The organism is Streptomyces sp. NPDC102514 (assembly GCF_055584525.1).
Genome location: NZ_JBVJLW010000017.1, coordinates 105,278 through 121,736, shown reverse-complemented (window position 1 = coordinate 121,736; position 16,459 = coordinate 105,278). Strand labels below are relative to the sequence as shown.

Here is a 16,459-nt window from a genome sequence, read left to right as displayed (position 1 = left end):
GTGCTGAACTCCCCTGTGTCCTGCGTCATTTGAGGAGACAGCGGAGAGAGCAGGGGCACCGTGACACCGATGACACCACGCACCGGACGACTCAGAACCGCACTGACGGTCTTCGCCGCATGGAGCGCGCTGACCGGCGCCGCCCTCGCCGGGGCGGCACCGGCCAGCAGCGCGCCGACCGGCGGCGCACCGGTCTTCAGCCGGATCGCGCCGGGTGTGCGCTATACGGAGTTCGACATCCCGGCCGCCAAGGGCGTGACGCACGCGCATGTCCTCAGCGTGGATCTCGCCAACCCAGCGGTGAGCGTCGATCTGCTGCACCCGGGCGTGGTCGCGGCCCGCGCGACGGTCTCCCGGCTGGCCGACGCCCAGGGCGCCGTCGCGGGGGTCAACGGGGACTTCTTCAACATCACCGAGACCCAGCATCCGGGGGTGGAGGCGACCGGCGCGTCCGTCGGCCCGGCGATCGCGAACGGGCACACCTTCAAGGCGGCGGTCCCGAACGGCCAGCGTTTCGGTCCCGCCCTGCCGCCCGGCACGACCACCAGGGACGTGCTCGGCGTCGGCACGGACCGCAGGGCCCGCCTCGACAGCCTGGCGCTCGACGGTTCGGTCGAGACCGCCGGGGCGACGCTGCCGCTCGGCGGGCTGAACCAGTACGCGCTGCCCGTGGGCTCCGTCGGCGCGTTCACCTCGGACTGGGGTCAGGTCTCCCGGCTGCGGGCCACCTGCGGGACGGACACCGACCGGGCCGCGCCCTGCAGCACGGACACCTACGAGGTGACCGTCCAGGACGGCCGGGTCGTGTCATCGGCCGACACCCCCGGCAGCGGAACCATCGCTTCGGACACCACGATCCTGGTCGGCCGGGAGGCGGGGGCCCAGCAGTTGCGCAAGCTGTCCGTGGGCGAGCAGGTCGGGGTGCGGCACCGGCTGGTGGCGGCTGCGTCGAAGACCCCGTACCGCTTCGCGATCGGCGGGTATCCGGTTCTGCGGGGCGGGCAGCCGCTCGCGGGGCTCGACGACGTGACGGCGGCGGTACGGACCGCTGCGGGCGTCTCCGACGGCGGGAAGCGGCTGCTGTTGCTGGCGCTCGACGGGGCGGCGGAGTTCCGCAGCGGGCTCACCATCGCGGAAGTCGCCGCCGAGATGAAGGAGTTGGGTTCGGTGGACGCGTTCAGTCTGGACGGGGGCGGTTCCACCACGCTGGCCGCCCGGGAGCCCGGCTCGACCACCGCGACCGTGCGCAACCACCCCAGCGGCGGGGCCGAACGCCCGGTGCCCAACGGGATCGGCGTGTTCTCCAAGGCTTGACGTCCGTCAGAGGAGCCTGAGGTCCACCAGGGCCTCAGGCTCACTGGAGCCTCAGGCTCGCTAGGGCCTGAGGCCCGCTAGGGCCTGAGGCTGCTGACGATGTCGGCGGTCGCCGTCATCCCGTCGTGGATGGTCGGCGCCATGCTGGTGCTCGCGAGATAGAAGCCGAGCAGGACGCAGACCACCGCGTGCGAGAGCTTCAGCGCGCCGTTGCGCAGGAAGACCACCGTCAGAATCACGAGCAGCAGCACCACAGAGATGGAAATAGCCACCGTCAACCTCCTCCGCCACGCCACGCCACATCGCGGCTTTCGGCCGCAAGTGTGGCGTAGCGGGGGGTTCGTCCGTGCGGCTGACGTGTCCGCCGAACGTGTGTTGACTGCGTGTGACGGCGCCGGGCCGGACCCGCGGCCTGGTTACGCCCGCCGGTGGGCGTCCAGGAAGGCTTCCAGGCCCGCGAGGTCGTCGGTGTTGAAGTAGTCGGCGTCCGCGGCGAGCAGTTCGCTCCAGACCGCGTCACGGGCGGGGCCCGCCAGGTCCGGGGTGGCCCAGAAGCGGACCTTCTGCCCCCGGGAGTGCGCGGCCAGGATGATCCCGCGCAGCTTCTGCCGCTCGGCCTCGGGGAACGTGCCGACGCCCTGCCAGGTGAAGTTGAGCGTCCAGTTGTCGCTGATCAGCGGGATGAAGGAGGCCGGGGCCGGGACGGGGGCCAGCAGGTCGAGGAGGCGGCCGTCGTAGAAGGCGTGCCGTACGGTCTGCGCCTCCATGAGCACCCGGGCGGCCCGGTCGCCGGAGATCACGGCGGTCACCGCGCCGGGGTGGACACGGCCATGGGCGTACGTCGTGAACAGGTGCCGGTGGCGGCGCAGTCGGCGGTCCAGTTCGAGGTACGTGGCCGAACCCTCGGTCTTGATGTCGATGAGCAGCTGGAGGGGTTTGCGGTACCCCCGGTACACCGAGCCGCCGTTGGCCTTCACGCGGGCGGCGAGGGGCTTCAGGTAGAGGGATTCCAGGGTGCGGGCCGGGTCCAGCTCCACCGGGTCGTGGGCGACGAGGAGTTGGCCGTCGACGAGGTAGATGTCGGCCTCGACGCTGCCGAAGCGGTGGTCGAGCGCGTCGAACAGGGGCCGGGGGTGGAGATAGTCGTTGTGGGCGTGGGCACGCCACAGCGGGCGCGGGCGGTGCCTGTCCTCGCTCGCCTGTGCGTACGCGGGCAGGGCGATACCGCCCGCCAGTCCGGCGGCGAGGGTGGTGAGGGCTCTGCGACGGGTGGTGAGGGCCATGTCTGCCTCCCTGGGAATGCCGTTCGGGGCCACGGGCGCCCCGGGCCGACGAAATCGGGACTGGGGAGAGTATGCGGCGTGGACATGCCCAAGGAGCAGAGCCGTGCGGGGAGTTGGCCGGACTGCCGTGGTGCGTTCACTTCACCGGCCGGCACCTGCACACGAAGGCCCGCTCCCGTCCCCAGGGGCGTCCCCAGGGGGCAGAAACGGGCCTTCGCGCACTGCGTGCAGGTGAGTCGGCGAATCGGTGAATCGGCGGGTCGGCGGGTCGGCGGGTCGGCGGGTCGATCAGGGAGCCTGGAGGTCCACCAGCTCGGCCAGTGCCTCCCGGTGGCTGCCCGCCGTGCCGTACGCGATCGAGTCGGCCTTGGCCCTCTTCAGACAGAGGTGCACCGGATGCTCCCAGGTCATGCCGATACCGGCGTGCAACTGGAGCGCCTCCTCGGCGGCATGGACGGCGACGGGCGCCGCGTACGCCTGGGCGAGGGCCACCGCCACGTCCACCTCCGTGCTGTCCCCGCTCCCGTCGGCCAGCGCGTCGGCCGCGTTGCGTGCCGCGGCGCGCGTGTGGACGGTCTCCAGCCAGAGCTGGGCGAGCCGGTGCTTGAGCGCCTGGAAGCCGCCGACCGGCCGGTTGAACTGCTTGCGCTCCTTCAGATAGCGGACCGTCTCCGTCAACGACCACTCCGCCAGGCCCAGTTGCTCGGAGGCGAGCAGTCCGGCACCGGCCCGCAGGGCCCGTCGTACGGCGGGGGCGGCGTCGCCGATCCGGCGCGCCTCCGCTCCGTCGAGGACGACCGTCGCGACCGGCCGGGTCAGGTCCAGGGACACCTGCGGGGTGACGGTCACGGCGTCCGCGTCGACCGCGTACAGGCCGCCGTCCTCGGCGGGGACGAGCAGCACGTCGGCGGCGACCGCGTCCGCGATACCGGTCAACTCCCCGCGCAGGAGGCCGCCTTCGACCCGTACGGCCCGGTGGGCGCCGCCGGGAGCGATGTTCAGGGCGACGGCGAGGAGACCGATGCGGCGGCCGGACGCCAGCTCAGTGAGGAGGTCGTCGGCGTCGCACGCCAGCAGCGCCTCGGTGGCGACGACCGCACTCGTCAGATACGGCACGGGAGCGACCGCGCGGCCCAACTCCTCCAGGACGACGGCGGCTTCGCGGTGCGTGGCACCCTGGCCGCCCAGCGCCTCGGGCACCAGCAGGCCCGCGAGGCCCATGCCCTCGGCGAGGGCCTTCCACGCCTCGCGGTCGTGCGGCGCACCGGACTCCGTACGGGCGATGACGTCCGCCGGGTCGCAGTGGTCGGCGAGCAGGTCGCGGACGGCGGCGCGCAGCGCCTCTTCCTCCTCCGAGTACAGCAGGTCGGGCTGTGCGCGCTGCGTTGTCTGCGCTGTCATCGGGACAGATCCTTCCAGGCGACGTCCTTGTCGGTACGCGGCTCGGAGGGCAGCCCCAGCACGCGTTCGGCGACGATGTTCAGCAGGACCTCGCTGGTCCCGCCCTCGATGCTGTTGCCCTTGGAGCGGAGGTAGCGGTAGCCGGCGTCACGGCCGGTGAAGTCGACCTTGTCGGGCCGGCGCATCGTCCAGTCCTCGTACAGCAGGCCTTCCTCGCCGAGGAGTTCGACTTCCAGGCCGCTGATCTCCTGGTTGAGGCGGGCGAACGCGAGTTTCATGCCGGAGCCCTCGGGGCCGGGCTGTCCCGCGACCATCTGCTGGCGCAGGCGTTCACCGGTGAGCCGGGCCACCTCGGCCTCGACCCACAGTTTCAGCAGGCGCTGGTGCAGGTCATGGGTGCGCAGGTCGGGGCGTTCGCGCCAGGTCCTGGAGACCGGGCCGATCATGCCGCCCTCGCGCGGGATGCGCATGCCGCCGATGGAGACCCGCTCGTTCATGAGCGTGGTCTGCGCGACCCGCCAGCCGTCGCCGACCTCGCCGAGGCGGTGTGCGTCGGGGATGCGGACGTCGGTGAGGAACACCTCGTTGAACTCGGCCTCGCCGGTGATCTGGCGCAGTGGCCGCACCTCGACACCGGGGTCGGTCATGTCGCAGACGAAGTAGGTGATGCCGCGGTGCTTGGGCGCGTCCGGGTCGGTCCGGGCGATGAGGATGGCCCAGCGGGCGAGGTGGGCGCTGGACGTCCACACCTTCTGGCCGTTGACCACCCACTCGTCGCCGTCCTTCACGGCGCGCGTGCCGAGGGCCGCCAGGTCGGAACCCGCGCCCGGCTCGCTGAACAGCTGGCACCAGACCTCCTCGCCGACCCACAGGGGCCGCAGGAAGCGGTTCTTCTGCTCCTCGGTGCCGTAGCCGAGGACCGTCGGCGCGGCCATGCCGAGGCCGATGCCGATGCGCCGCGGGTCGTTGTCGGGAGCCCCCGCGGCCTCCAACTCGGTGTCCACGACGGCCTGGAGGGAGCGCGGCGCGCCGAGGCCGCCGAGACCCTCCGGATAGTGCACCCAGGCGAGTCCGGCGTCGAAACGGGCCTTGAGGAAGTCCACCCGGTCCGTACGGTCGACCGGGTGGGCGGCCAGCAACTCCTGCGTGCGGCGGCGCAGTTCGGCGGCGTCCACCGCCCCGCTCACGGTGTCGGTCATGCCACGGCCCCGTTCTCGCTCGTGCCCTCGGCGACGGCACCGAGGGCGGGGAGCACGGTGACCCGGCCCGTGGTGACACCGTCGGCGACCCGCTGGACGGCGTCGGCGGCACCGGCCAGCGGCACGCGCTCGCTGACGAGCGGCCTGATCGCCCCGCGGGCGGCCAGCTCGGCGAGCTGCTCGTGGCAGCGCAGGACCAGCTTCGGGTCCTTGGTGTTGTAGAGGCCCCAGTGCAGGCCCATGATCGAGTAGTTCTTCACGAGTGCGTGGTTGAGCCCCGGGCTGGGGATCGTGCCGCTCGCGAAGCCGACGACCACGATCCGGCCCTCGAAGGCGACGAGCTTGGCGGACTGCGTGTAGGCGTCCCCGCCGACAGGGTCGTAGACGACGTCGGCGCCCCGGCCACCGGTGGCCGCCTTGACGGCGGCGACGACGTCCTCGGCGCGCCGGTCCACGACGACGTCGCAGCCCAGCTCGCGGGCGACGGCGGCCTTGTCGGCGCCGCCCACGACACCGATGACGGTCGCCCCCGCCGCCTTCCCGAGCTGCACCGCCGCGCTGCCGACCCCTCCTGCGGCAGCGTGGACGAGCAGCGTCTCGCCGGCCTCCAGGCGGGCCCGCCGGTGCAGGCCGAACCAGCCGGTCTGGTAGCCGATGTGCAGGGCGGCGGCCTCGGCGTCGTCCAGCGCCCCGGGCGCGGGCAGCAGGGCCGCGGCGTCCGCGACGGCGTACTCGGCGAAGCCGCCGTACGGCAGCGCGGGGTTGGCGACGACCCGTCGGCCGTCCTCGGTCTCGCCGCAGATCTCCACCCCTGGCGTGTACGGCATCGGCGGCCTGACCTGGTACTGCCCGCGGCACATCAGGACGTCCGGGAAGTTGATGTTCGCCGCGCGCACCTTGAGCAGGACCTGGCCGTCGCCGGGGACGGGCCGCTCCACCTCCGCGAGCCGCATCACCTCGCCGGGCTCACCGTTCTCGTGCACTTGCCATGCCTGCATGCGGGGCCTCCACGGGACTGGGTCTGTTCTGTTCGCGCCTCGGGGTCAACTGCATACTAAGCGGTCGCTTGCCGTGCAGGGAACAGTCAGGGGCCGCGGGTTCCAGGGGTCCGGGGAACGGGCACGGCGCACGCCCACACCAGCCGGCCCCACACCCTCAGACCCACGGCACCTCTAACCCCCAAGGGGCGCGGGGAACGGCGCAACCGACGTCAGCCGGCCTGCCCGCCGCCACCGCGTTTCGGGCGGGCCCGGACGTGCATCCGCTCCCCCTGCCGGCCGAAGAGGCTCAGGAACTCCACCGGCCCCTCCCCCGTCGACCCGAACCAGTGCGGCACGCGGGTGTCGAACTCGGCCGCCTCCCCCGCGCCGAGTACGACGTCGTGCTCGCCGAGCACCAGGCGCAGCCGCCCGGAGAGCACGTACAGCCACTCGTAGCCCTCGTGCGTACGCGGCTCCGGCTCGTCCTTGCGCTTCGGCTCCAGCACCTTGTAGGCCTGCAGGCCACCCGGCTGGCGGGTGAGCGGCCAGTGCGTCCGGCCGTGCATGACGATCGGCTTGGCCGCCCGGACGCGCGGGTCGCCGACCTGGGGCGCCCCCACGAGTTCGTCGAGGGGCACCTGGTGGGCCCGGGCGATGGGCAGCAGCAGTTCCAGGCTGGGTTTGCGCAGGCCGGACTCCAGGCGGGAGAGGGTGCTCACGGAGATGCCGGTGGCGGTGGACAGGCCCGCGAGGGTGGCGCCGCGCTCCTTGCGGACGCGGCGCAGCCGGGGCCCGACCTCCGCGAGGACGCCCTCCGTGTCACGGTCGCCCTGCTCCCCGGGCTCTTCGTGGTCCTTGTGGTCACTCATGCCCTTATTGCAGTTTCGGCAAAGCCATTTGTCAATACGGGTGCCGTGGGGCGACCTTCTGGGTGGAGGTGGTCACCGTGACCGATACGTATGAAGTGGTCGTCGTCGGCGGGGGCGCGGCGGGACTGTCCGCGGCGCTCGTCCTGGGGCGCGCACGCCGGAGTGTCCTCGTGATCGACGGGGGCGAGCCGCGCAACGCGCCCGCCGCCCACATGCAGGGCTATCTGACCCGGGACGGCATGTCACCGGCCGGGTTCCTGGCCGCGGGGCGCGAGGAGATCGCCCGGTACGGCGTCGAGCTCGTCCGGGATCTCGCGGTGGACGTGGCGCGGGACGCGGACCGCGGGTTCGACGTGACGCTCGGCGGAGGGCGCAGGGTGCACGGGCGCCGGCTGGTCGTCGCCACCGGCCTCGCGGACGAGCTGCCGTCCGTGCCGGGGGTCGCCGAGCGCTTCGGCCGGGACGTCCTGCACTGTCCGTACTGCCACGGCTGGGAGGTGCGGGACCAGGCCTTCGGCGTGCTGGCGACGACCCCGATGGGCGTACACCAGGCGCTGATGGTCTCCCAGTGGTCCAAGGACGTGACCCTGTTCCTGCACACGGTCGCGGAGGAGGAGCTGGCGGACGAGGATCTGCGCAGGCTCGCGGCGGCCGGGGTCGCCGTGGTGCCGGGCGAGGTCGCGGGACTCGACGTCGTCGACGACCGGCTGACCGCGGTCCGGCTGGCGGACGGCACGGCCCACGAGCGCTCCGTGCTGTTCGTCGCGCCCAGGCCGGTCCCCCGCACCGGCCTGCTGGAACAGCTGGGCGCCGACCTCCAGGAGACCCCGTTCGGCTCGTACGCCGCCGTCGACCCGACGGGCCTGACCAGCGTGCCGGGCGTCTGGGCGGCGGGCAACGCGATCGGCTTCGGCGAACAGGTCGTGAACGCGGCGAGCGGCGGCTACCGCGCCGGAGCCACGATCAACGGAGAACTGCTGTTCGCGGACCTGGACGCGGCGGTGCGGGTGCGGTGACGTGACCGTCCGGGCCGGGCGGTGCGGACCCGGCCGGGCCCGGGTGTCCGTCCGCCCAGGTGTAGTCCGGGCATCTCCGTAGCACGATGACTTCATGCTGCTGTCCCGGCTCGCCAACGTGTCCCAGGAGGTCGCCGCCACCTCGGCGCGGTCCCGGAAGGTCGCTCTGCTCGCGGAGCTGTTCCGGGACGCGGAGGCGGACGACGTGCCGATCGTCATCCCGTATCTGGCGGGCCGCCTGCCCCAGGGGCGGCTCGGTGTCGGCTGGAAACTCCTCGGCGCGTCCGTCCCGCCGGCCGGGGAGACGAGCCTGACCGTGCGGGACGTGGACAGCCGCCTGACCGCTCTCGGCGCCGTCTCCGGCACCGGCTCGCAGGCGGAACGGGCGCGGCTCGTCGGGGAGTTGATGGGCGCGGCCACCGAGCCGGAGCAGAAGTTCCTGCGCGCGCTGATCGGCGGCGAGGTGCGGCAGGGCGCCCTCGACGCCGTCGCGGTCGAAGGGCTCGCCCGGGCGACGGACGCGCCCTCCGCGGACGTACGCAGGGCCGTGATGCTGGCGGGTTCGCTGCAGACCGTGGCCGAGCGGCTGCTGGCCGACGGACCCGAGGCACTGGAGGAATTCAGCCTCACCGTCGGCCGGCCCGTCCTGCCGATGCTGGCGCACAGCGCCCCCTCCGTCTCAGAAGCGCTCGACAAGCTCGGCGCCTGCGTGGTGGAGGAGAAACTCGACGGCATCCGCGTCCAGGTGCACCGCGACGGCGACGAGGTACGCGTCTACACGCGCACCCTCGACGACATCACCGACCGGCTGCCCGAGATCACGCACGCCGCACGGGAGTTGAAGGTCGACCGCTTCATCCTCGACGGCGAGGTCATCGCGCTCGACGACGACGGACGGCCCCGGCCCTTCCAGGAGACCGCGGGCCGCGTGGGCTCCCGGGTGGACGTGGCGACCGCCGCCGAGGCCGTGCCCGTCTCCCCCGTCTTCTTCGACGCCCTGTCGGTGGACGGCCAGGACCTGCTGGACCTGCCGTTCGCCGACCGCCACGCGGAGCTGGCCCGGCTGGTCCCCGAGCCGATGCGCGTACGCCGTCTCCTCGTCCCGGATCCCACGGACGAGCCGGCCCGGGCCGCCGCCGAACGGTTCGGCGCCGACACGCTCGCACGCGGCCACGAGGGCGTCGTCCTCAAGTCCCTGGACGCCCCCTACAGCGCGGGCCGGCGCGGAGCCTCCTGGCTGAAGGTCAAGCCCGTCCACACCCTCGACCTGGTCGTGCTGGCCGCCGAGTGGGGCAGCGGGCGGCGCACCGGCAAGCTCTCCAACCTGCATCTGGGCGCCCGCAGACCGGACGGCACGTTCGCCATGCTGGGCAAGACGTTCAAGGGCCTCACCGACGTGATGCTGGCCTGGCAGACCGAGCGCCTCCAGGAACTCGCCGTCGCCCCCGTCGAGGAGAGCGGCTACGTGGTGACCGTCCGCCCGGAACTGGTCGTGGAGATCGCGTACGACGGTCTGCAGCGCTCCACCCGCTATCCGGCGGGCGTCGCCCTGCGGTTCGCCCGGGTCGTGCGCTACCGCGAGGACAAGACACCCGCGGACGCGGACACCGTCGAAACGGTGCTCGCCGCGCACCCGGGGGTGGCCGCATGACCCCGGCCGCCGCCGCGAAACGCAGCGCGGGCCTGCTCCTGTTCCGCCGCACCGGGCACGGTACCGAGGTGCTGCTGGGCCACATGGGCGGTCCGTTCTTCGCGCGGCGCGACGCCGGGGCCTGGTCCGTGCCGAAGGGCGAGTACGAGCCAGGCGAACCGGCCTGGGACGCCGCCCGCCGCGAGTTCCAGGAGGAACTGGGCCTGCCCCCGCCCGACGGCGAGCCCGTCCCCCTCGGCGAGGTCACCCAGACGAACGGCAAGATCGTCACGGCCTGGGCCGTCGAGGCGGACCTCGACCCGGCGGCCATGGTCCCCGGCACCTTCTCGATGGAGTGGCCGCGCGGCTCGGGCCACGTCCAGGAGTTCCCGGAACTGGACCGCGTGGAGTGGCTGGACCTGACCCGCGCCAGAGCGGTCCTGATCAAGGCCCAGACGGAGTTCCTGAACCGCCTGGAAGCACATATGCGCTGACGAGAGGGGCACGCGTCCCCTGGGGGGCACCCCGAAAGGGACGCGGGCCTGCATCGACATGCGGCTCCGCCGCGGGGCGCGACCAGCCACGACGGACCCGCACCCGACACACAGCACCAGGAGGCAAGAGCAATGCCCATCGCAACAGTGAACCCGGCAACCGGCGAAACTCTGAAAACCTACGACGCCCTCGGCGAGAGCGAGATCGAACACCGCCTCGCCGCCGCGGAGGCCGCGTTCAAGACGCACCGCACCACGTCGTTCGAGGAGCGCGCCCGGCTCATGCACCGCGCGGCCGACCTTCTGGAGGCCGACGCACCGGACATCGGGCGGACGATGACCACCGAGATGGGCAAGCCCGTCAAGCAGGCCCGCGCCGAAGCGGCGAAGTGCGCGAAGGCGATGCGCTGGTACGCCGACCACGCCGAGGAACTCCTCGCCGACGAGGAGGGCGCGAAGAACGACGCGGAGGACTCCGGCGCCTCCCGCGTCCTCGTGCGCTACCGCCCCCTCGGCCCGGTCCTCGCCGTCATGCCGTGGAACTTCCCGCTCTGGCAGGTGATCCGCTTCGCCGCGCCCGCGCTGATGGCGGGCAACGTCGGACTGCTCAAGCACGCCTCGAACGTCCCGCAGACCGCCCTCTACCTGGAGGACCTGTTCCGCCGTGCGGGCTTCGCGGAGGGCTGTTTCCAGACGCTGCTCGTCGGCTCGGGCGCCATCGAGGACATCCTGCGCGACCCGCGGATCAAGGCGGCCACCCTGACCGGCAGCGAACCGGCGGGCCGCGCGGTCGCCTCGGTCGCCGGGGACGAGGTCAAGAAGACCGTCCTGGAGCTGGGCGGCAGCGACCCGTACGTGGTCATGCCGTCGGCGGACCTCGACAAGGCCGCGAAGACGGCGGTGACGGCCCGGGTGCAGAACAACGGCCAGTCCTGCATCGCCGCCAAGCGGTTCATCGTCCACACGGACGTCTTCGACGCCTTCGCCGAACGCTTCACCGAGGCCATGAAGGCCCTCACGGTGGGCGACCCCCTGGACGAGGGCTCGGACGTCGGCCCGATCGCCACCGAGCAGGGCCGCGACGACCTGACGGAACTCGTCGACGACGCCGTCGAGGGCGGCGCGACCGTGCTGTGCGGCGGTGAGCGGCCCGACGGGGACGGCTGGTACTACCCGCCGACCGTCCTCGCCGACATCACGCCCGAGATGCGCATCCACCACGAGGAGGCGTTCGGCCCGGTCGCCACGCTCTACCGTGCCGCCGACCTCGACGAGGCGGTGGCCATCGCCAACGACACGCCGTTCGGGCTGAGTTCCAACGTCTGGACCCGCGACGAGGCCGAGACCGACCGTTTCGTACGGGATCTGGAGGCCGGCGGGGTCTTCTTCAACGGGATGACCGCGTCCCACCCGGCGTTCCCGTTCGGCGGGGTCAAACGGTCCGGCTACGGGCGTGAGCTGTCGGGTCACGGAATCCGAGAGTTCTGCAACATCACCACCGTATGGCACGGAGCGTGAGCCTTCCGCGGCTACGATTCCCGGTGTGAACCGCGAAGTGACCCTGCCCCTGATCGTCGACGACCGCGGGACCCTGCAGGTGGCTGCCGCCGATGTGAGCAAGCTGCTGCGCACGATGGGGGGGCGGTGGCTGCATCTCGTCGAGGCCGGTGAGCACGGGCTCGACGAGGACACGGTGGCCGCGCTGACCATTGAGCTGGCCAAGCTTGCCGACCGCATTGATGTGGCGTGCATTGCGCACAGCAGTGGGGGTGCCGGTGCCTCCGGCTGAGGGGGCGTTCTGAGGTCGTCCGCATGCTGCGGGTGCGTGGGGGCTGGGCGCGCAGTTCCCCGCGCCCCTGAAAGCCAAAGACAAAAGATTGCGCCGTTCCCCGCGCCCCTTACGGGGCTCTACCCAGGGGGCTTGTCCCCGGTCTGGAGTAGTCCGGCGCGATAAACGGGACTTCTCGGGTGATCGTGGTGGGACCACCCTTCCGTCCGGGAGAGGGAGTTCCCGGCGGGCGAGAGAAGGCGCAGGCACATGGCGACTTTGTGCAGACCCGCGGTCTCTGTTCCGGAATACGTGATCACGATGGAGGAGACGCTTGAGCTGGCGCGCTCCCGCCACCCCGATCACCCCCAACTGCCGCTCGCGCTGCGGCTGATCGAGAACACCGGTGTACGCACCCGGCACATCGTGCAGCCCATCGAGGAGACCCTGAAGCACCCCGGCTTCGAGGAACGCAACAAGGTGTACACGGCCGAGGCGAAGGCCCGTGTGCCGGCCGTCGTGCAGCGCGCGCTCGACGACGCGGAGGTCCTGGCCACCGACATCGACGTGATCATCTACGTCTCGTGCACGGGCTTCATGATGCCGTCGATGACGGCCTGGCTGATCAACGCCATGGGGTTCAGCAGCGACACCCGCCAGATACCCATTGCGCAGCTCGGCTGCGCCGCCGGGGGCGCCGCGATCAACCGGGCGCACGACTTCTGCACGGCCTACCCCGAGGCCAACGCGCTCATCGTGGCCTGCGAGTTCTGCTCGCTGTGCTACCAGCCCACCGACCTGGGCGTCGGCTCGCTGCTGTGCAACGGCCTGTTCGGCGACGGGATCGCCGCCGCGGTGGTCCGCGGACAGGGCGGCGAGGGCATCCTGCTGGAGCGCAACGGCTCGTACCTGATCCCCAAGACCGAGGACTGGATCATGTACGACGTACGGGCCACCGGCTTCCACTTCCTGCTGGACAAGCGGGTGCCGGCCACCATGGAACCGCTCGCCCCCGCCCTGCACAACCTGGCAGGGCTGCACGGCTGGGACGCCTCCGACCTGGACTTCTACATCATCCACGCCGGGGGTCCGCGGATCCTCGACGACCTCAGCAAGTTCCTCCAAGTGGCACCGGAGGCCTTCCGGTTCAGCCGGGCGACGCTCACCGAGTACGGGAACATCGCCAGCGCCGTCGTCCTGGACGCACTGCGCAGGCTGTTCGACGAGGGGGGCTCCCATCACAAGGCGCGCGGACTGCTCGCCGGCTTCGGGCCGGGGATCACCGCCGAGATGGCGCTGGGCCGCTGGCACCGCACGAGCGAAATGACGGCGTGACATGACCTCTGACCTGACCCTGGACCAAGAGACCGCGGCAGCGCCCCCGGTACGGCACTGGCCCGCCCTGGACCTGACCGGGGTCGACTTCGACCCCGTCCTGTCCGAGCTGATGCGCGAGGGACCCATCAACCGGATCCAGCTGCCCAACGGCGAGGGCTGGGCCTGGCTGGTCACGCGCTACGACGACGTACGGCTGGTGACGAACGACCCCCGGTTCAGCCGGGCGAAGGTGCTCGGCCGGCAGGTCACCCGGCTGGCACCGCACTTCATCCCGGCGGCGGGCGCGATGAGCTTCGTCGACAAGCCCGACCACGCCCGGCTGCGCAGGGCGGTGAACGCGGCGTTCACCTCGCGCGGCGTCGAGCGCCTGCGGGAGAACGCCCGTCAGACCCTGGACACCATGGTCGACGACATGCTCCGGGACGGTCCCCCGGCCGATCTGATCGACCGGGTCCTGGCCCCCTTCCCCATGACCGTCATCTGCGAGCTGATGGGGGTCCCGGCCGAGGACCGGCAGACGCTGCACACCTGGACGCAGTCGATCCTCTCCTCCAGCCAAGGCGCCCAGGCCAGCGAGCGGGCCAAGCGGGACATGGAGGTGTACTTCGCCAAGCTCATCGCCGAACGCCGCGGCGCGACCGGCGAGGACGTCACCTCGCTGCTCGGCGCGGCGGTCGGCCGGGGCGACATCACCGAGGAGGAGGCGGTGGCGCTCGCGGGGCCGATCCAGATCGGCGGCGAGGCCGTCACCAACAACACCGGCCAGATGCTGTACATCCTCATGACCAGGCCGGCGCTGTTCGACCGGCTGCGCGACGAGCCGTCGCTGCGCCCGCAGGCCCTCGACGAACTGCTGCGGTACATCCCGCACCGCAACGCCGTGGGGCTCTCCCGGATCGCCACGGAGGACGTCGTCCTGCACGGCGTACGGATCAGGAAGGACGACGCGATCTACGTGTCCTACCTGGCCGCCAACCGGGACCCGGACGTCTTCCCCGACCCCGACCGGATCGACTTCGACCGCGCCGCCAACCCGCATGTGGCGTTCGGGCACGGTCCGCACTACTGCGTGGGCGGCATGCTCGCCCGCCTGGAGTCGGAGCTGATGGTGAACACGCTCCTCGACCGGATTCCGACGCTGCGGCTGTCCGTCTCGGCGGACGAGGTGCCGTGGCGGCGCGGCGCGCTGATCCGCGGGCCCGAGGCTCTGCCCGTCACCTGGTGACCGCGCTCACGCCGCCCGAGGGTCTGCTGGTGCCACCGGGGCACGGCCGTACGGTACGGACGCCGGCCCAGCACGTGACCTTCAAGGTGACGGGTACGCACTCCCGGGCGGCGTCCAGCTTCGAGGTGGTCGTGCCGCCCGGCTTCGACGTCGGCGCGCACGTCCACGCACGCAGCGAGGAGCTGTTCTACGTCCTCGAAGGCGAGCTGGACGTGCTCGCCTTCGAGCCGTTGGTGCGGACGCGGGACAACTGGCAGCGGTGGCAGTCGGGTTCCGGGAACCGGGTGGTGCGGGCGACGCCGGGGACGGTGATCGCCGTACCGCCGGGTTGTCCGCACGCGTTCGCGAACCCGACGGACGGTCCGGCGAAGATGTTCTTCCAGGCGTCGCCGCCGCCGGATCACGAACGGTACTTCGATGAGCTTCTGCGGATCCTCGACGCGGGGGGTTCGCCGGACGCGGCGGCGATCGCCGAGCTGCGGTCGAAGTACGACATCGAGCAACTGACGCCGTTGCGCCACGGGTAGCGTCCGCTCGCCGGCACGGTGCGGGCCGGTGGGGGTCGCCCGCGCAGTTCCCCGCGCCCCTAGGTATCTAGGGGCGCGGGGAACTGCGCGGCCAGCCACGACGGCGCCGCGGACGCGCTATCGGATCGGCATGCCGGACAGCGTGCGGGCGATCACCAGCCGCTGAATCTCACTCGTGCCCTCGAAGATCGTGTAGATCGCCGCATCCCGGTGCATCCGCTCGACCGGATACTCCCGCGTGTACCCGTTCCCGCCGAGGATCTGGATCGCCTGCCCGGTCACCTTCTTCGCCGTCTCGCTGGCGAAGAGCTTCGACATCGACCCCTCGGCGGACGTGAACTGCTTCCCGCTCACCGCCATCCAGGACGCCCGCCACACCAGCAGCCGCGCCGCGTCGATCGACGTACGCATGTCGGCGAGCTGGAAGGCCACGCCCTGGTTGTCGATGATCGGCCGCCCGAACTGCTCGCGCGTCTTCGCGTAGTCGAGGGCCACCTCGTATGCGGCCCGCGCGGTGCCGACCGCCATGGCGCCGACCGCCGGGCGGGAGGCCTCGAACGTGGCCATCGCCGCGTTCTTCAGGCGCTCGCCGCCCCCCGCCTTCGCCCGCTCACGGGCCCGGGCGAGGCGCTCGTCGAGCTTCTCCTTGCCACCGAGCAGGCAGGAGCCGGGCACCCGGACGTTCTCCAGGACGACCTCGGCGGTGTGCGAGGCGCGGATGCCGTGCTTCTTGAACTTCTGTCCCTGTGACAGACCGGGCGTGCCCAGCGGGACGATGAAGGACGCGTGGCCCTTGGAGCCCAGCTCGGAGTCCACGACGGCGACGACCACGTGCACGTTGGCGATGCCGCCGTTGGTCGCCCAGGTCTTCGTACCGTTGAGGACCCACTCGTCCTTGGCCTCGTCGTACACGGCCCGCGTTCGCATCGAGGCGACGTCGGAGCCGGCGTCGGGCTCGGAGGAGCAGAAGGCGGCGACCTTGACGTCGTTGGCGTCGCCGTACATCTGGGGGATCCAGGTGCCGATCTGCTCCTCGGTGCCGTTGGCGAGGACGCCCACCGCGGCGAGGCCGGTGCCGACGATCGACAGGGCGATGCCGGCGTCGCCCCAGAACAGTTCCTCCATGGCCATGGGGATGCCGAGGCCGGTGGGGTCGAAGTACTGCTGGGCGTAGAAGTCCAGGGAGTAGATGCCGACCTTCGCGGCCTCCTGGATGACCGGCCAGGGAGTCTCTTCCCGCTCGTCCCATTCGGCGGCCGCGGGGCGGATCACGTCGGCGGCGAAGCCGTGGATCCAGTCCCGCACCTCCTTCTGTTCGTCGTTGAGCTCCATGGTGAACTCGGCCATGTCCCCTCCAGCGCTGCACTCACGTGTTACTTGCGGTAACGGTAGCCTGTTACTGGTCGGTAGTAAAA

16 protein-coding genes are annotated in these 16,459 nt (G+C 71.8%); 9 read left to right on the top strand and 7 right to left on the bottom strand.

Features of this window, described 5'->3' with window-relative positions:
• Positions 1-69 precede the first annotated feature (69 nt).
• Positions 70-1,314: a phosphodiester glycosidase family protein gene (locus tag ACZ60E_RS35550; RefSeq protein ID WP_469445936.1), complete on the top strand. Its 1,245-nt coding sequence runs from the start codon at positions 70-72 to the stop codon at positions 1,312-1,314.
• Between the two features lie 77 nt (positions 1,315-1,391).
• Here ACZ60E_RS35550 and ACZ60E_RS35545 read toward each other — a convergent pair whose 3' ends face one another.
• The 6 genes from ACZ60E_RS35545 to ACZ60E_RS35520 all read right to left on the bottom strand — a co-directional run bounded on the left by ACZ60E_RS35545 (position 1,392) and on the right by ACZ60E_RS35520 (position 7,046).
• Positions 1,392-1,586 (bottom strand): hypothetical protein, encoded by a 195-nt coding sequence (locus ACZ60E_RS35545; protein ID WP_107018929.1) that lies wholly within the window; start codon positions 1,584-1,586, stop codon positions 1,392-1,394.
• Between the two features lie 144 nt (positions 1,587-1,730).
• Positions 1,731-2,597, bottom strand: coding sequence for a phosphatidylinositol-specific phospholipase C/glycerophosphodiester phosphodiesterase family protein (locus tag ACZ60E_RS35540; protein WP_469445933.1), 867 nt, complete (start codon positions 2,595-2,597; stop codon positions 1,731-1,733).
• 288 nt (positions 2,598-2,885) lie between these two features.
• The gene (locus ACZ60E_RS35535) at positions 2,886-3,998 is read right to left on the bottom strand and encodes an acyl-CoA dehydrogenase family protein (RefSeq protein WP_469445931.1); all 1,113 of its coding nucleotides are present in this window, start codon (positions 3,996-3,998) and stop codon (positions 2,886-2,888) included.
• Positions 3,995-5,197 carry an acyl-CoA dehydrogenase family protein gene (locus ACZ60E_RS35530; protein WP_453795088.1) on the bottom strand — a complete coding sequence of 401 codons (1,203 nt, stop codon included), beginning with the start codon at positions 5,195-5,197 and terminating at the stop codon, positions 3,995-3,997. The genes ACZ60E_RS35535 and ACZ60E_RS35530 overlap by 4 nt, the downstream gene beginning before the upstream one ends.
• Positions 5,194-6,195, bottom strand: a complete 1,002-nt coding sequence (locus ACZ60E_RS35525; RefSeq protein WP_469445929.1) for an NADPH:quinone oxidoreductase family protein — start codon at positions 6,193-6,195, stop codon at positions 5,194-5,196. Before ACZ60E_RS35525 ends, ACZ60E_RS35530 begins: the two co-directional genes overlap by 4 nt.
• A 212-nt stretch (positions 6,196-6,407) precedes the next feature.
• Positions 6,408-7,046 carry a helix-turn-helix domain-containing protein gene (locus ACZ60E_RS35520; protein WP_469445927.1) on the bottom strand — a complete coding sequence of 213 codons (639 nt, stop codon included), beginning with the start codon at positions 7,044-7,046 and terminating at the stop codon, positions 6,408-6,410.
• Between the two features lie 77 nt (positions 7,047-7,123).
• Between ACZ60E_RS35520 and ACZ60E_RS35515 the strand changes: the two genes are divergently transcribed.
• The 8 genes from ACZ60E_RS35515 to ACZ60E_RS35480 all read left to right on the top strand — a co-directional run bounded on the left by ACZ60E_RS35515 (position 7,124) and on the right by ACZ60E_RS35480 (position 15,044).
• Positions 7,124-8,062 carry an NAD(P)/FAD-dependent oxidoreductase gene (locus ACZ60E_RS35515; protein WP_469445926.1) on the top strand — a complete coding sequence of 313 codons (939 nt, stop codon included), beginning with the start codon at positions 7,124-7,126 and terminating at the stop codon, positions 8,060-8,062.
• Between the two features lie 94 nt (positions 8,063-8,156).
• Positions 8,157-9,713, top strand: a complete 1,557-nt coding sequence (locus ACZ60E_RS35510) for an ATP-dependent DNA ligase (RefSeq protein WP_469445925.1) — start codon at positions 8,157-8,159, stop codon at positions 9,711-9,713.
• Positions 9,710-10,186: an NUDIX hydrolase gene (locus ACZ60E_RS35505; RefSeq protein ID WP_469445924.1), complete on the top strand. Its 477-nt coding sequence runs from the start codon at positions 9,710-9,712 to the stop codon at positions 10,184-10,186. The genes ACZ60E_RS35510 and ACZ60E_RS35505 overlap by 4 nt, the downstream gene beginning before the upstream one ends.
• A gap of 132 nt (positions 10,187-10,318) precedes the next feature.
• Positions 10,319-11,704, top strand: a complete 1,386-nt coding sequence (locus ACZ60E_RS35500; protein ID WP_469445922.1) for an NADP-dependent succinic semialdehyde dehydrogenase — start codon at positions 10,319-10,321, stop codon at positions 11,702-11,704.
• Positions 11,705-11,729: 25 nt separating this feature from the next.
• Complete coding sequence (locus ACZ60E_RS35495; RefSeq protein WP_384808970.1) at positions 11,730-11,975, top strand: DUF6213 family protein; 246 nt, start codon at positions 11,730-11,732, stop codon at positions 11,973-11,975.
• Positions 11,976-12,224: 249 nt separating this feature from the next.
• Positions 12,225-13,289 carry a type III polyketide synthase gene (locus ACZ60E_RS35490; RefSeq protein WP_384808972.1) on the top strand — a complete coding sequence of 355 codons (1,065 nt, stop codon included), beginning with the start codon at positions 12,225-12,227 and terminating at the stop codon, positions 13,287-13,289.
• Between the two features lies 1 nt (position 13,290).
• Positions 13,291-14,517: a cytochrome P450 gene (locus tag ACZ60E_RS35485; protein ID WP_384808974.1), complete on the top strand. Its 1,227-nt coding sequence runs from the start codon at positions 13,291-13,293 to the stop codon at positions 14,515-14,517.
• On the top strand, positions 14,514-15,044 hold the full coding sequence (locus ACZ60E_RS35480) for a cupin domain-containing protein (protein WP_469445920.1): 531 nt from the start codon (positions 14,514-14,516) through the stop codon (positions 15,042-15,044). Before ACZ60E_RS35485 ends, ACZ60E_RS35480 begins: the two co-directional genes overlap by 4 nt.
• Positions 15,045-15,161: 117 nt before the next feature.
• On the opposite strand, the gene ACZ60E_RS35475 is transcribed toward ACZ60E_RS35480, so the two are convergent.
• Positions 15,162-16,391: an acyl-CoA dehydrogenase family protein gene (locus ACZ60E_RS35475; protein ID WP_107018808.1), complete on the bottom strand. Its 1,230-nt coding sequence runs from the start codon at positions 16,389-16,391 to the stop codon at positions 15,162-15,164.
• Between the last annotated feature and the right edge of the window lie 68 nt (positions 16,392-16,459).